The organism is Streptomyces sp. NPDC055099 (assembly GCF_053607685.1).
Genome location: NZ_JBSGUA010000006.1, coordinates 99949 through 113420, shown reverse-complemented (window position 1 = coordinate 113420; position 13472 = coordinate 99949). Strand labels below are relative to the sequence as shown.

The window sequence follows — 13472 nt, the reverse complement described above, 5'->3', positions numbered from 1 at the left end:
TAGACATGCTTGATGTGACTGCCGAGGTGGCCGGGATCCGCGCCACCTACGGGCCGGACGAGCACCGCGCTCTCGCCGTGTACAGCGACGTGCACGTTGCCCTCGAAGAGGCCGGACTGCACCCGTACGTCGAGACCCGCGGCGGCCTGGCAATCTGCGCCTATGCCGACGACGGCACCCTGTTCGTGGTCGCCAGCGAAGACGCCCTGCCGTTCAACCGCTGGGCCCCCGGGGTGCTCGCGGGCTGGCACCTGAGCCATGTACCCGAGGACGGGCCGGCGCCTGCCTGGCGGTGCGTGGTCTACGACAGCCTGCCGCCGCACCCGTGCCCTCATGAAGTGGGCGACTTGCGCCTGGAGCCCCTCGTCGAGGCCGCGACAGCACACTCAGATATCTGCTCGCACCACGTCGCAGGCACCGGGAGCAGGGCGTGAACCTCACCGACGACGACCTCCAGATGGCCGTGCGGGACTTCTTCACCCCGGCGCTACTCCTGGAGTTCATCGACCTGCCGGACTTCCACGCCCGCATCCGGTGGGGCGAGAAGCAATTCGACGAGGGTGAGCGCGAACGCAGCGTCCGTCGCCTCGACGGAGAACCGGACGCCGGATGCCTGACGCGCTGGTCGGCCACGGCGGGCGGCGGCGGGTTTCGCTACGAAGTCGACGCCCGCGGGGGCACGCGGTCCGGACTCGTGTACTGGCATGAGGCACACCGGACAGTGGACTCCCGCCTGACCCCTGTCCGTTACGGGTCTCTGCGCGCGGCCGTGGAGGCTGCGGCAGCGCACGACGCCGCGTACATCCCGGGCCCGATCCCGCACCGCACACCCGAGTTGTGGTCGACGTTCTTCTACCCGCCGTGGGCCCGCCGCGCCAGCGACCTGGAGCTGAAGGCCTCGGCCACCCTGGACGCGATCTGTCCGGCCGCCAAGGCGCAGCCCGCCCTTTTCTGATTCCACGTGACAACGAGAAAGCCCTGCCCCGTGATCACCTCCACTTCGTCCGCAGCCTGGACCACCGCCGCACCGTGCGCTGGCCTGGATGGGTACATACCAAGCGAGCACCTGATGCGCAGCACGCCAAGCGCCGTCATGAAGGCGTGCAGTCCGCTCATGGCGGACTGCGCGGAACTGTGCCCGTTCGTGCTGCAGTGCTACGAGCTGGTGAGACCGAAGGAGAACCGGTTCGACGGGGTGTGCGCGGCGCGCACATGGGTCAACGGCCGGGAGGTCGCGGTCGCTGCGGGTGCGCCTGCACTGCGGAAGCTCCCCTCGCGGGCGGGTACCTGCGGGACGAGCAGCGGGGTGAAAGCGCACAACCGGCTCGGGGAGCCGCTGTGCGGGCTGTGCCGGGTGACGTCACAGCGGGCCGAGGTGCGGCGTGCTGGCGCGGCGAGCATCCGCAAGCGCGCCTCCCGCACCGGCCGCGATGCGCGGACGGCAGCTTAGCGGCGCGCGAGACCAGGCAGCTCCGCATGCCTCTGACCTGGGCAAACGCAGTTGACACCCCCTCTAGCCGTAGTAGAATTAACCTCAGTTGGAAGGGGGAAAATACGCCCAACTCCCCCATGAAATACGAGAAAGGGAAGCACCGCCCATGCGCACGATGACGCCGGATCCGCTCACCGTTCTGCAGGTCGCCACCATGCACAACATCAGCGAGGAGCAGGCCGCGACCGCGATCAACTGGGCCGCGCACATGGCCGTGCACGCCTGGGAGGCCTACGCGGACACACTCGGCCTGATGAAGAAGGACGGCGACGCAATGGCTGCGTGGTACAGCACGCTCGGCCCGGACCTGCGCAGCTCGGTCCTCGAGGACGCGGTCACCGCGGTGGTCGGCGCGGACAACGTGCTCGCCGAGATCTACCGCAAGCAGGACGGCCAGGACCTTGCCCGTGCCCGGGTCATGCGCACCAACCGGCCCCGCGTACGCATCCACTGACACACCGCGACTTCGGCCCGCCCTGCATCCGGGGCGGGCCGCGCCATGCCGTCACCTCAACTCACGGGAAGGACACGCATGATGGGCGCCCTCGACTTCTACAACGCCGCCACCGGAACTGACATGCAGTCGGCCTTCCATACCGCCCGCGATCACGCCGAGTGGGAGTACGGGACCTCCGGCTTCACCGGCACCATCGCCGAGAAGGACGAGGTGACGCTGCTCGACGAGCCGAAGCGCAGCGAACAGGAAGCCATGGCGCGCGCAAAGGAACTGCTCGACGGCGAGGACCCGCGGGTCAGCACCAAGTACGGGCCCGCCGGCGCGCTGCCGATCACCACCGACGACGGCGCGGACGGCTGGCTGTTCTTCGGCGTGGCCGCCCACTGATGCCCGCTGAAGGGGTGCGCTGCGGCGCGGCTCCGGCACTGCCGTCCACCTCCGGATACCCGAAAGACGATGACCACCGTGCTCGACAAGCACCTACCGCTTGAGGCGGCCGCCGAGATCATCAGCAGCCTCGGTCTCCACAGCTCCCAGACCCGCCGGGCCAATCGCACGATGCAGTGCATCGTCTACCGCGCCTGGACCCGGCGCGGCCGGGCCAAACAAGCCGTGACGTTCGAGGAGTTCGCCGATGCGGTGCCCGAGTGTCACTGGTCGCTGATGTTCGAAGTGCGCGGGCTGGTTCTGCTCGACCGCGACACGGAGGCCTGCACGCTGATCACCGCAGCCCGGCATCTGGAAGCCGCGCGCACCGCAGGGGGCGCGGTGTGATCCTCACTCCGCGAGAGATCGCCCGCATCGGACTCGGTCATCACTACGCCGACGAGTTCTACAACGCCGCCGCGACCCGGCTGGCCCGTCGCGCCTTCCGGCAGCGCGACAAGCGCCGCACCCGCCAAGAGATCAACGCATATCTCGCCTCCCGCATCGGCGAATCGCAGCGCCCGTGACCACGCATCCGTTGCCAGTCGGCACCCGGGTGAGCCACATCAACCAGCAGTGGGCCCGCAGTCTGCCGGACGGTACCGCAACGGTCATCGACTGCAAGGGCCCTTGGCCGGACGGCTCGTGGGAGTACCAGGTGCTTGTGGCCCGCGACTTCTCCCGCCGGCCCGGCCCTGACAATCCCGAGTCCCGCACCACGTGGTGGCCGTCCTGGGCCGCCACACCATCACCGACGAAAGAGATATCCGTGAACGACAACAGCTCTGACAGCGAGACCGCGGACACCGAGCAGGAGGTGCTCTCGCTCCATCGACTCTTCGCCCGGGCCATAGCCGCTGTGGACAACAACATGGAGGAGGCCTTCGTCGTCTTCGGCCTGCCCAGCCTCTGGTCCCTCACCCGCCCGGAAGCACGACGGCAAGTACTGCTTCTTGCCGCGTGGGAAGCGCGCTCCGCCACGGCGGCCGAGCTCGAATCTCCGACGTCCGCAGGCCAGTACGCGTGGGCGTTCGTCCAGTACGCGTCCTCGTGGGCCGAGCAGCAACCGGAAGGGGACGCGGAAGGGTTCTGTGCCGGACCGCACTCGGCACGCCATGCCGCGTCGTCTCTCGCTTTCGACCACGACGACTTCTTGGTGTCGCTGGAGACGGCGCTGCTCCTGTGCTCGCGTGCGGCGGCCCCGGAGGAGTCGTGAGGCCCAGCGGTTACGTGTGGCTGCGTGGGCGCGGCGACCAGCCGTTGCGCGACACGAACGGTGAGGCGATCACGTTCCGTATCGCTGCCTCCAAAACCCTGACTGATCACGGCACTTGGTATCAGCTGCGCACCGCTCACCGAGCGGCGCAGGACATCTTCGGGGGCTGGCATACCGGTCTGGCCCTCATCCCCATCACCCTGTCTGAACTCACAGAAGGACCCCGACAGTGACCATCGAGATCATCCATACGCGCAGCGAAGGAACCCTCATCGAGGGCAGCGCGAAGGGGGATGGCGTCTACGAGATCGTCCGCCGTCACGGCTTCCGCTACTTCCCCTCCATCGGTCAGCTCGGCATCCGGCAGTCCCGCGACCGTGCCGCCAAGACCTGGTACATCAACGCGGCCGCGTCCGCCCTGCGCGAGGCCGGCTTCGAGGTCGACGTGCAGATCAACGAGAGTGACCGGCGTAGCTTCGCTGACGCCGAGGCGGACCGTGTCGAGCGGGCCGAGGGGCGGGCCGAGCGGTTCAGCGGCTACGCCGACAATGCTGCCTCCCGCTCCGAGTCCGCGCACCAGCATGGCCACCAGATCTCCGACAACATCCCCCTGGGCCAGCCAATTTTGGTCGGACATCACTCCGAGCGCCGCGCCCGCCGTGACTCCGAACGCATCGACAACGCGATTCGAACCAGCGTCAGCGAGAGCAAGAAGGCGTCCTACTGGTCCGGGCGCCAGAAGGCGGCTGAGGGGTACGAGCAGTTCCGCAAGGCGCCCCGGCGGACCCTGCGCCGCATCGAGAAGTTGCAGGCCGACTTGCGGCGCGTTCAGAAGTGGCAGCGAGGCGAGTCGGCCGGGGGCTTCCACCGGGATATCACCAACCCGGACACCGTGCAGGAGCTCACGATCCGGCACGAGGAGCTCACCGAGGAAATCACCTACTGGGAGGAGGTCATCGCCGAGGCCGAGAAGAACGGCTTCAAGGTGTGGTCCAAGGCCGACTTCAAGAAGGGGGACTTCGCCCGCCGAGGCAATACCTGGTTCGAAGTCCTTCGCGTGAACGCCAAGTCGGTGACGATCCCGCACATCCACAACGGCGTCGGCGAGGCAGTCGTGCGCGCCTCGGACAACAAGCTCGTCGACTGGACGTGGCTGCTCACCTACGACGAGGTGTTCGGGCGCCGTAGCGCCGAGGAGATGGAAGCCGCACTCGCGGCTGCTGCCGACCAGTAACCCCATTCTGACCTGGGGTTTCGCGTTTGACCCCACCCTCAACCATAGTAGAATTACTCATACAGAGGGGGTGCTGGACAGCTTGTCACCGGCACCCCCTCACCACACCCAAGCCCGCCGCGTCGCACAGCTCAACACCCGGATGCGGCACCACACTTCCAGAAAGCACCCCATGCCCTACGACACTCAACTCATCGCCCCGGATCTTCTCGCGCTCGCCGAGGAAACCACCACTGCACTCGGGCCCGAATGGACCGTGACCGGACTGCTCGGCACGGCAATCCTGACCCACCCTCTCGGCCTGCGCTGCAGCCTCCAGACCCGCAACGGTCTGCTCAGCGTGAGCGCCTTCGTCGCGGGTGGCGATCCGAGCCGGTCCGCCAAGCCGTTCACCGAGACGATCGCGGTGAAGACCGCGACCGGCGGGACGGTCGCAGAGCTGATCCACGGCCGCGTCCTGCCGCGCTTCGGGCGCCGAGACGCGATCGCGGCCCTGCGGCTGCTGAGTCTGCCGCTACGTGACGCTCGCCTGCCTGCCATGGCACAGGGGACGCCGGAACGCTCCGAGTTGGTGCTGCACGCCGATGGCAGCACAACCCCTGTCCTCACTGTTCGGATGCGCTCGCCGCGGCTTGGTGCCGTGAGCGTCTTTGTTCGCCTGACCCAGCTCACAGCCGATCGCGTCATCCGGTGCGAGCGCGCCTCGCGGCTGCCTGCACCCCGTTCCGCAGAGGACAGGTCGCGTTTCGCGCCGGACGTGCTGGCGGTCATGGATGCGATCCCCGAGCTGGGCGGCGCCGCTCTGCCCCTGGCCGGGTTCACCACCCTCTACCGGTCCGAAAGCGGCGCCGTGATCACCCACGACGAGAACGCCATCAATGCGGGCGCGCGCTTCAGTGTCGAAGTCGGCGGCTCCTCGCCCGCCAAGGCGTACGCCGTCCTGCGCGCCTACGCTGCCGAGTGATCGGCGCCGAGATCGTGAACAGTGAAGCCTCTCGGGCAGAGGATCTCGGCACCTATCTGTCCGGGTTGAAGCCGACCCTGCGCAACGTCACCTCCGCGGCGCTGGCCGTCGCCCGGATCGACGAACTCGGCTGGGCTCCCTTGGCCGGGTACCCGGGCAGCGACGTGCTGTGGCCCGTCGCTTGCCTGATGTGCGGCAAGTCCGTTCTCCGCTTCTACAGCCATCTGCGCAGAGCGCGACCAGCGATGCGTCACCGCGGCTGCGTGCCGCAGTCCCAGCATCCACATCTGCTCAAGGCGCTGTCCGCGTACATGGCAGACACCTGCCCGTGCCGGCGGGCGCACCCCACCTCCGTGAACGGCGTACTGCAGGTCATCGAGAACTTGCAGTACGCCGTCCGCAAGGACAACCACGGCCAAGTCGTCGCGTCCGTGCGGGCGCTCACCGGCCCCTGCCCTGCCACGGCCGCCCGAGCCGAGGCTGTCCGCACTCTCCAGGCCGCATCAAAGTGACCGCTACAGAACGGGAGTTGCCCACGTGACTGAGTACGAGCGCGGTGATCGCGTCGCCGTCCTCTACCTGTCGAAGACGAACGGAACGTGCCTGGCCTACAACCGCACCGTCATCGACGTCGAACCGCACGCCGAGCACGGTCAGCGTGTGTGGGTGAACATGCCGCCCGACGCAGCGGCGGGAAGTCCGCACGACTTCTTCGCCGACGACGGCGAGGGCATGTGGCCCATGGAGGACGCACCGGTCGAAGAGCAGCTGCCCGTGCGGCTGGCCGCGAACCTCGACTGGTACATCGAGGCTGCCGCACCCGACTCCAGCCGCCTGACGTGGCCGTCCAGCCGGGGGCACCTGCCAGTGCGAACTCCGTTCACCGACAAGGCCCGCGCTCTGCACGCCCGCATAGCCGGGCTCTACGTCCAGCAGCTGCGCGCCGTCGACCCGCGCGCCTTCGAGGACTGGGTGGTCCAGCACAGGGCCACGCCGGTGCCCCAGTAGACGTGCCACCCGAACACCGGCACCAGCCAGAACAGCACGACCAGCAAGGAGAAGGAACGCACATGCGGGGCCTATGGGAAGTGACGTACACGCACCCGGAGCACACCCGAACGACGTGGAACTATCTGATTCCCGTGTGGGACGCTCGGACGGAAGTCGCAGCTCGGGAGCGCGCCCAGGCGAAGCACGATGCGAATGCGGCCCAGTTCGGAGCGCGGATACGGGCGGACGACACCTCTGAACTTGAGGTGCTGAACGTGATGTTCAAGCCCGCGGTACTTTCGCGCGAGCGGGCGGCGGCCTGGATCGCACTGCAGCAGAACGGGGCGATCACGGAGCGGGGATGGCCGCTGTCGTACGAGCGCCAGGAGCGCCGTCGTGACGAGTTCTGGCGTACCGAGGTTGCCGAGCTGCACGTGAGTCTGCGTGAACGTGTCCATGGTTTCGGTGAGTCGGTCGCCGAGATCCTGCAGGCGCCGGAGGCGGCAGCGTCGGCCGCCTGGGCCATCGAGGCGCACACCGACCGCTTCGGGCGGGTGTGGTGGGACAGGGCCCGGGCGGAGATCCACAAGGCGGGCTTGTCCTGGCTGTGGCAGACCCCATACGGCATGGCCTGGGTCGATCAGGCCTAACCCCCCTCCCGAGCTGAGCGTTCGCAGTTGACTCCACCCCTAACCATAGTAGAATTAACTACCGAAGGGTGAGGGGGAGGCCGCCCCCCCCGCTCGAAACACCCCCAGCACCGCGACCCGCCCCATCCGGGGCGGGTCGCCTTTTGCCCAACTCCACTCACGGAAGGCGGATTCCGCCGTGACCCAGCAACTCGATCTGTTCGCAGAGATCGCCGCCGACCCCGAGCCGATACCCGCCACGTTCACCGCGCCACCAAAGCCCGCACACTCCGCACCCTCGACACCGCCGAAGCTGGCACAGCCGGCCGTACCTTCTGTTTCGCGCGCCCGGCATCCACACCCTGTGCGCGATCCGCATCGGCGCGCCATGGAGATCGGAGAGGCAGTTGCCGAGCGGTGGCACAACCGGCATGGTGGCACGGCCATCGAGGTGCCGGTCGGTGTCGTCGCCGCCCTCACGCTGATCCGAGAGAAGGACCGGAACGGGCCGGACCTCAAGGCGCAGATCCTCGCCCAGGACGGCCCACAGATGATCGAGATGCTGCGCGAGATCTGGTCGACACACTGGATGCACCGACCCGACCTGATCGACCGGGCACGGATTCTCCATGAGTGGCTGAACGACGACGTCGACGAGTACCGCGTGCAGGCGGTGCGCGCCATCGCTGAAACGGCCCTGAATCGCGGCTTGTTCGGCCTGACCGCGCACGAGGACCCGTTCCTGCGCTCGGCAACGGACGTCCTGTCGCCCGTGATGACGTTCCTGCGCTCCCACGGGGCCCGGCAGGGGCTCGGCGAGTACCACACCCCCGATCCTGTGGCTGAGGCGCTGGCTCACGGCACCATCATCGACATCACCGATGAGAACTTGCGCACCCTCAAGGGTGGGGAACACATCCACGACCCTGCGGCCGGCAGCGGGGGCCTCCTGCGTGCGGCCGCGCAACGGATGCGCGAGTTCGGCATGGACCCGGCCGATCACCGGTGGTCCATGGTCGACATTGACGAGATCGCCGCAGCCTGCGCTGCTGTCAACGCGATCGTGTTTGGGCTCGGCCAGCGGGTGACCGTGGCGTGCGCGAACTCCCTGGCCAATCCGAACGCCGTCGAGGATGCCATGAAGGAGGCGCGCGCCGTCTTCGAGCACCGCGACGAGGTGCTGGGCAAGGCGCGGATCATCGCCGCCCTGCGCCAGGCCGAGCACCTGATGGGGCAGGCTCTCTCGCCTGCGGCGTAGCCCCCCCTCTGACCTACATGGGCGCAGTTGACCCACCCTCTGACCATAGTAGAATTAACTTAGAAGTTGGGGGGTCACCTCACCGACTACAGACAGAAAGGCCGACATGCCCGACACCGTTCACGCCCTGCTCGTCGCCACCGACGGCACGATCACCGACCTGCGCCTGAGCACCAACGACACCGCCCAGCACACACAGATCCATCAGGCACTCGGCGACTACGCCGAGGCCCTGCGCTACATACGCCAACCGGACGGCTCGCACACCGTCGCCCTCGCCGCCGAAACCCGCGACGGCCAGCCCCCGAACCTGTACGCGGCCATCGCCCTGCACTTCCTCCTGGACGAGAGCCTGATCACCGACATTCAGGGTCCCGTGATCTTCGCGGGCTTCAACCGGCAAGACGCGCTCACCAGCCTGACCGAGGACGCCGTGCGCACCATCCGCACCGCCTCCGTCATCTCCGCCGTCCGCTGAGTCCCCACCTGCCAGTCCTCAACCCTCCGTTATCCGCACGCCTCTTGGAACGGGAGCACTCTCTTGAGCAGCACGACCACCGCCGAGCCCGACGCCGCTGACCTCACCGACCCCGAGGCGGGGGGCACCGAAGCACCGGAGCCCGCCATCCTCAGCGAGGTCGACCTCTACCTGCTGGGCAAGCCCATCGCCGAGGCCCTCGCCGAACGGATGGAGCGAGGACCTTGAGGACAGCCCGGCAGGCTTCGCGGATGACAGGTCGATCCGCCTCATCCACCCCGACGGCCGGTCCATCGGCATCCGGCATCTGTGGCAGGGCAGGGCCGTGCAGACCTTCGCCGTCGGCGGCCCCGCCCCCGAGCAGGCGGCAGGCTCCGACGGTGCGGCCGGTGAGAGCACCCGGCTGCCCAAGGGGGTGCGGTACAGCACCGGGGTTCGCTTCACCACGGCCTCACCGCTTCAGGAGATCCTCACCGCGATCCGCACCGTACTGCTGCCCGCCTTCGACGGGACTCGGCTGCGCCTGCGCGCCAACGGCACGCCGATCCCTCCCTCTATCCAGCCTCCGGCCGAGGACAGCACCGACACCCCGGGCGCCCCCGCCACGAAGGCGAAGGCCAAGCCGACGACCGCAGCGCGCCGCGCCACCACGGCCAAACGCACGACCAGGCGCCTCACCGCAGCAGCCGCCTGAGCCCGGACCTGCACGACACCGGCGGGCGCGCTCCGTCTCGCGCCCGCCCCTCTCACTCGAAGGACAACCACGATGAGCACCACCACCGACGCACGCCCGGATGCCGTCGAAGGATTCGCCGGCCGCTTCGTCTGGGTCGATCCTCACGACCTTGTTGTCGACCCGTACAACCACCGCAAAGACCGCGCCGAGTCGGACGGCGAGGACACCACCCAGCCCGACCCTGAACTCCAGGCCAGTGTCGACGAACTCGGCATTCTCACACCGCTCGTACTGCGCCCGCAGGAAGGCGAGATGGAGGGGAAGCTCGGGATCATCTTCGGGCAGCGCCGCAACAACGCGGCCCTGGTCTCCGCGAAGAAGGCCAAGGCGAAGAAGAAGCCCTTCCGGCTCGTTCCGGCGATCGTCCGAGACGACCTCGCCGGAGTCGACGACGCGGCCTTGACGGTGTCGTTCATCGAGAACAAGCACCGCCGACAGGCCACCATCCGCGACGACATCGACGCCGCGAAGCAGCTGGCCCTCATGGACATCCCCAAGACCCGCAAGAACCGGCATGCCCGCGCGATGGGCTTCAAGCCCGCCGAGCTGGCCGCCGCGACGAACGCGTCCAAGCTGTCCGACGACAACCTTGCCGAAGCGGTCGACGAGGGCTTCAACCTCGTGGAGTTGGCCGAGTTCCAGGAAGTCGAAGGCGTCGATGACGCCCTGTGGACCCTGCGACGTGCCAAAGCCCGTGACATACGGGAGGGCAACACCAAGCGTGGCCACTGGAACCACGCCCTCGCCGATCTGCGCGCCGAGAAGGAACTCACCGACAAGTGCGCCCAGCAGGCCGCCGAGTTGACCGCCGCGGAGGTTACGGTCGCCGACTGGCGCTGGAACTGGTCCGACACCAGCACGAGGCCGCTCACCGACCTCCTCACCGACGACGGCGCCCCACAGACCTCGCAGACCCACCACGCCTGCCCCGGTCACGCGGCGTGCGTCTCCCCGAACGACGCCGAGGTCATCTGGCTGTGCACCGCCTGGCACCGCCACGGCCACCCACTCACCACCGAAGCAGCCAAGAAGGACACCGCCCAGGCAGGCCCGGACAAGGAGGCAGCCAAAGCGGAGCGGCGCCTGGTCATCGCGAACAACAAGGCATGGAGGCAGGCCCGCGAGGTCCGCGCGGACTTCATCAAGGACCTGTGCCAACAGCCCGAGCCCAGCACCCGCGTATGGCCGCTGATCCTCTCGATGATCACCGGCACCAGCTACGCGTACGAGAACTACATCAGCCGCAAGAGGACCGACCTGACCGCACACTTCCTCGGCATCGAGGACCCCAACGAAGGCAACAGCCAGTGGACTCGGGTGGCCAACCCGTTCGGCACGGTCATCTCACGCACCAGCCCGGCGCGCTCTTGGAGGGTCCTACTCGCCCATGTCGCCGCCGCCTACGAGAGCGAGCACATGGACGACGCCGCCTGGCGCAACCACATCAATGGGCAGACCGTCGCGTGGCTGACGTTCCTGCAGGCCGAGGGCTACGCGCTGAGCACCGTCGAAGCGGAGACCGCCGCCAAGGGCCGCGCCCAGCAGGACGAGGGTGCTGGCGCGGACGACGAGCCGGAGCAGAACGAGGACTCCGAGGACGGCCAGGAGGACGCCCCGCTGGCGGCCGCAGCCTGACCTCGCTCAGCGGGAGGCCCACCCCTCTTCGGGCCTCCCGCTGCCCTTCTCACCACTGCACCGAAGGAGCCCCTCCGTGCGCACTGCTCGCTCCGCCCTCGACTACGCCCGCATCCTTGCCGCCCTGCTGGGACCCGACTGGACAGCAGACAGCTGCGGGCACAGCGACCTCGCCCTGCTCATCGGCCCTGCCCTGTCGCTGGAAGTTGCCACCCCGATGCCGGTCTGCGCGTCCGGCACGGTCAAGGTGTCCCTGTCGCTGACGCACGCCTTCGTCTGGCCTCGCCGCGGCGACCACCGTCATGAAGTGATCGGCACGATCGGGAATCCGCAGGCCGTCGCCGACGCCATCCTCACCACGGGCCTGCCCGCGTGGACCGGGCTCCTCGCCGACCTCAGCGTGCGCACTGACCGAATGCTCAGCGCACTCAAGGCATTCATGACCAGGGCCGAGCAACTGGCCGGCCCCGAAGCACAGGTGGCCTACGGATCCGTGCCCGGCGTCGCAGATCTGCGCTGGCCCGGCGGCAGGGCCACCATCCGCGCCGACGACGAAGGCGGCATCCGCATCACCCATCTCGACCTGTCCGGCCTGAGCGCCAAGACCTTCGTGAACGTGCTCCACACCGTGACCGCCGCCGAAGTCCCCGCCCCCTCTGCCAGCACCACCGCTTCCTGAACGGCACACGACACCCATGAAGATCAACCGCCGCAAGGCCACCTGGTACGCGAAAGTCTCCAAGCATGTCTCGCAGGCCGTCACGACCAGCGGGGCCTGGACCGAACGCACCGAGGAGGGCGACCTGGTTCCCACCGAATTCGCCCAGCGCAACCCGCACATCGTCGACCCCCTGCCCGACGAGCAGGAGTATGTGCGCTACCTCCGTCTGCACACCGTCCACGACGGCCGTGAACTGATCACCGAAATGACTCCCGGCTATGCCGAGGACCTGGGGTACGCGCTCATCGACAAGGGTGCACGGACCCGGGTCACCAACTACGCGCAGCAGGACGGCTTCACCACCGACCGAGAGCCGTGGGAGGCGGCGGTCGCCTCGCACAAGAGGGCACAGGCAGCTGCCGTCGACCGGTCGGTGGAACTGATCCAGATGGTGTGGCCCGCGCTGCAATCCCGCTACGGGAACATCCTCAGCTTCGACAGCGAGGTACTCGGCCACTGGTACATCGTGGTCGGCAACGAGGGGGCGACCGCGAGGGTCGAAGCCGCACACGTGCCTGCTCGGGCGTGGGGCACGTTCGTCGAGGCGGCCATGGATCGCGCCTGGTTCCACAAGGGACGCTTTCGCGGCGCGGAGGACTGGGCGCGGGCGAGGCCGGGCCACTACGAGGCGCAGTCCCACCGAGCCCAGCACCGCGACCGGCTCCACGTCGGCGCTGGCGGTGAAGCCGTTGAGCTGGTTCTCTACAGCTCCGAAATACGCAAAGTCGCGCGTGGCCTTGCTCTGATGCTCGCCACTATCGAGCGCCACTCCGGTAGCGCAAGGCCCTGAGTAGAGACCTCCATACTCTCCCTGAGCTGGGCTAACGGCTTTGACGCCCCCTCTATTGATAGTAGAATTAACTCAACAAGCAAGAGGAGAAAACGACCCACATGAGCACCACCACACCCAACGGCTTCATCGTCACCGTCGGACAGATCCCGACCATCCCCGCCACCGCCCTGAAAGAAGGCGACACGTTCACCCTCGTCGGCGACGACGGCCCGCTGACCGTTCTCGCGAAACGGCGTCACCTTCAGCTGCTATGGCTCCTCGACCTCGAAGGCCACAACTCGCCGATCACGCTTCGCGACGACGAGCCGGTACGGCCACTGCGCATGCTGCGCGCCTTCGACCTCACCTGCCAGCTCTGCACTCGTACCCACCGACGCGTGCTCGACCTCCCCGTCCACGGCATCCCGCACGTCTGGGTCTGCGAGCAGCACTAGCCACACGAC

At 68.0% G+C, this 13472-nt stretch carries 21 protein-coding genes; all 21 read left to right on the top strand.

Translation table 11 applies throughout. The features are described from left to right. The first annotated feature begins 5 nt into the window (after nucleotides 1–5). The 21 genes from ACWFRU_RS17425 to ACWFRU_RS17325 all read left to right on the top strand — a co-directional run bounded on the left by ACWFRU_RS17425 (nucleotide 6) and on the right by ACWFRU_RS17325 (nucleotide 13463). Nucleotides 6–434: a hypothetical protein gene (locus ACWFRU_RS17425; RefSeq protein WP_453687815.1), complete on the top strand. Its 429-nt coding sequence runs from the start codon at nucleotides 6–8 to the stop codon at nucleotides 432–434. Further along, nucleotides 431–955, top strand: coding sequence for a hypothetical protein (locus tag ACWFRU_RS17420; RefSeq protein ID WP_453687813.1), 525 nt, complete (start codon nucleotides 431–433; stop codon nucleotides 953–955). The genes ACWFRU_RS17425 and ACWFRU_RS17420 overlap by 4 nt, the downstream gene beginning before the upstream one ends. A 114-nt stretch (nucleotides 956–1069) precedes the next feature. Continuing rightward, nucleotides 1070–1450, top strand: coding sequence for a hypothetical protein (locus ACWFRU_RS17415; RefSeq protein WP_453687811.1), 381 nt, complete (start codon nucleotides 1070–1072; stop codon nucleotides 1448–1450). A 148-nt stretch (nucleotides 1451–1598) separates the two neighbouring features. Further along, entirely contained in the window at nucleotides 1599–1946 is a 348-nt protein-coding gene (locus ACWFRU_RS17410) for a hypothetical protein (protein WP_453687809.1), read from the top strand. Nucleotides 1947–2024: 78 nt separating this feature from the next. Continuing rightward, nucleotides 2025–2336 carry a hypothetical protein gene (locus ACWFRU_RS17405; RefSeq protein WP_453687807.1) on the top strand — a complete coding sequence of 104 codons (312 nt, stop codon included), beginning with the start codon at nucleotides 2025–2027 and terminating at the stop codon, nucleotides 2334–2336. A 69-nt stretch (nucleotides 2337–2405) separates the two neighbouring features. Then, nucleotides 2406–2723 carry a hypothetical protein gene (locus ACWFRU_RS17400; protein ID WP_453687805.1) on the top strand — a complete coding sequence of 106 codons (318 nt, stop codon included), beginning with the start codon at nucleotides 2406–2408 and terminating at the stop codon, nucleotides 2721–2723. Then, nucleotides 2720–2902, top strand: a complete 183-nt coding sequence (locus ACWFRU_RS17395) for a hypothetical protein (protein ID WP_453687803.1) — start codon at nucleotides 2720–2722, stop codon at nucleotides 2900–2902. The genes ACWFRU_RS17400 and ACWFRU_RS17395 overlap by 4 nt, the downstream gene beginning before the upstream one ends. An 11-nt stretch (nucleotides 2903–2913) precedes the next feature. Continuing rightward, on the top strand, nucleotides 2914–3591 hold the full coding sequence (locus ACWFRU_RS17390; protein ID WP_453687801.1) for a hypothetical protein: 678 nt from the start codon (nucleotides 2914–2916) through the stop codon (nucleotides 3589–3591). Between the two features lie 229 nt (nucleotides 3592–3820). After that, complete coding sequence (locus tag ACWFRU_RS17385; RefSeq protein ID WP_453687799.1) at nucleotides 3821–4825, top strand: DUF3560 domain-containing protein; 1005 nt, start codon at nucleotides 3821–3823, stop codon at nucleotides 4823–4825. Between the two features lie 172 nt (nucleotides 4826–4997). Continuing rightward, entirely contained in the window at nucleotides 4998–5789 is a 792-nt protein-coding gene (locus ACWFRU_RS17380) for a hypothetical protein (RefSeq protein WP_453687797.1), read from the top strand. Nucleotides 5790–5803: 14 nt separating this feature from the next. Further along, nucleotides 5804–6301, top strand: coding sequence for a hypothetical protein (locus tag ACWFRU_RS17375; RefSeq protein WP_453687795.1), 498 nt, complete (start codon nucleotides 5804–5806; stop codon nucleotides 6299–6301). 25 nt (nucleotides 6302–6326) lie between these two features. After that, entirely contained in the window at nucleotides 6327–6797 is a 471-nt protein-coding gene (locus ACWFRU_RS17370; protein ID WP_453687793.1) for a hypothetical protein, read from the top strand. 62 nt (nucleotides 6798–6859) lie between these two features. Next, nucleotides 6860–7429 (top strand): hypothetical protein, encoded by a 570-nt coding sequence (locus ACWFRU_RS17365; RefSeq protein WP_453687791.1) that lies wholly within the window; start codon nucleotides 6860–6862, stop codon nucleotides 7427–7429. 178 nt (nucleotides 7430–7607) lie between these two features. Beyond that, on the top strand, nucleotides 7608–8666 hold the full coding sequence (locus ACWFRU_RS17360) for an N-6 DNA methylase (RefSeq protein WP_453687789.1): 1059 nt from the start codon (nucleotides 7608–7610) through the stop codon (nucleotides 8664–8666). 106 nt (nucleotides 8667–8772) lie between these two features. After that, nucleotides 8773–9144, top strand: a complete 372-nt coding sequence (locus ACWFRU_RS17355) for a hypothetical protein (RefSeq protein ID WP_453687787.1) — start codon at nucleotides 8773–8775, stop codon at nucleotides 9142–9144. A 63-nt stretch (nucleotides 9145–9207) separates the two neighbouring features. Further along, nucleotides 9208–9372: a hypothetical protein gene (locus ACWFRU_RS17350; RefSeq protein ID WP_453687785.1), complete on the top strand. Its 165-nt coding sequence runs from the start codon at nucleotides 9208–9210 to the stop codon at nucleotides 9370–9372. 97 nt (nucleotides 9373–9469) lie between these two features. Beyond that, on the top strand, nucleotides 9470–9838 hold the full coding sequence (locus ACWFRU_RS17345) for a hypothetical protein (protein ID WP_453687784.1): 369 nt from the start codon (nucleotides 9470–9472) through the stop codon (nucleotides 9836–9838). Nucleotides 9839–9910: 72 nt separating this feature from the next. Then, entirely contained in the window at nucleotides 9911–11515 is a 1605-nt protein-coding gene (locus ACWFRU_RS17340) for a ParB/RepB/Spo0J family partition protein (RefSeq protein WP_453687782.1), read from the top strand. 76 nt (nucleotides 11516–11591) lie between these two features. Further along, entirely contained in the window at nucleotides 11592–12194 is a 603-nt protein-coding gene (locus ACWFRU_RS17335; protein ID WP_453687780.1) for a hypothetical protein, read from the top strand. Nucleotides 12195–12210: 16 nt separating this feature from the next. Further along, entirely contained in the window at nucleotides 12211–13026 is an 816-nt protein-coding gene (locus ACWFRU_RS17330; protein WP_453687778.1) for a hypothetical protein, read from the top strand. A gap of 101 nt (nucleotides 13027–13127) precedes the next feature. Next, complete coding sequence (locus ACWFRU_RS17325; RefSeq protein ID WP_453687776.1) at nucleotides 13128–13463, top strand: hypothetical protein; 336 nt, start codon at nucleotides 13128–13130, stop codon at nucleotides 13461–13463. The last annotated feature ends 9 nt before the right edge of the window (nucleotides 13464–13472 follow it).

Excerpts from the sequence above, each read along its gene's own strand:
- ACWFRU_RS17425 (WP_453687815.1), top strand. The coding sequence starts at position 6 with ATGCTTGATGTGACTGCCGAGGTGGCCGGGATCCGCGCCACCTACGGG.
- ACWFRU_RS17415 (WP_453687811.1), top strand. The coding sequence starts at position 1,070 with ATGCGCAGCACGCCAAGCGCCGTCATGAAGGCGTGCAGTCCGCTCATG.
- ACWFRU_RS17410 (WP_453687809.1), top strand. The coding sequence starts at position 1,599 with ATGCGCACGATGACGCCGGATCCGCTCACCGTTCTGCAGGTCGCCACC.
- ACWFRU_RS17405 (WP_453687807.1), top strand. The coding sequence starts at position 2,025 with ATGATGGGCGCCCTCGACTTCTACAACGCCGCCACCGGAACTGACATG.
- ACWFRU_RS17400 (WP_453687805.1), top strand. The coding sequence starts at position 2,406 with ATGACCACCGTGCTCGACAAGCACCTACCGCTTGAGGCGGCCGCCGAG.
- ACWFRU_RS17380 (WP_453687797.1), top strand. The coding sequence starts at position 4,998 with ATGCCCTACGACACTCAACTCATCGCCCCGGATCTTCTCGCGCTCGCC.
- ACWFRU_RS17365 (WP_453687791.1), top strand. The coding sequence starts at position 6,860 with ATGCGGGGCCTATGGGAAGTGACGTACACGCACCCGGAGCACACCCGA.
- ACWFRU_RS17355 (WP_453687787.1), top strand. The coding sequence starts at position 8,773 with ATGCCCGACACCGTTCACGCCCTGCTCGTCGCCACCGACGGCACGATC.
- ACWFRU_RS17340 (WP_453687782.1), top strand. The coding sequence starts at position 9,911 with ATGAGCACCACCACCGACGCACGCCCGGATGCCGTCGAAGGATTCGCC.
- ACWFRU_RS17330 (WP_453687778.1), top strand. The coding sequence starts at position 12,211 with ATGAAGATCAACCGCCGCAAGGCCACCTGGTACGCGAAAGTCTCCAAG.
- ACWFRU_RS17325 (WP_453687776.1), top strand. The coding sequence starts at position 13,128 with ATGAGCACCACCACACCCAACGGCTTCATCGTCACCGTCGGACAGATC.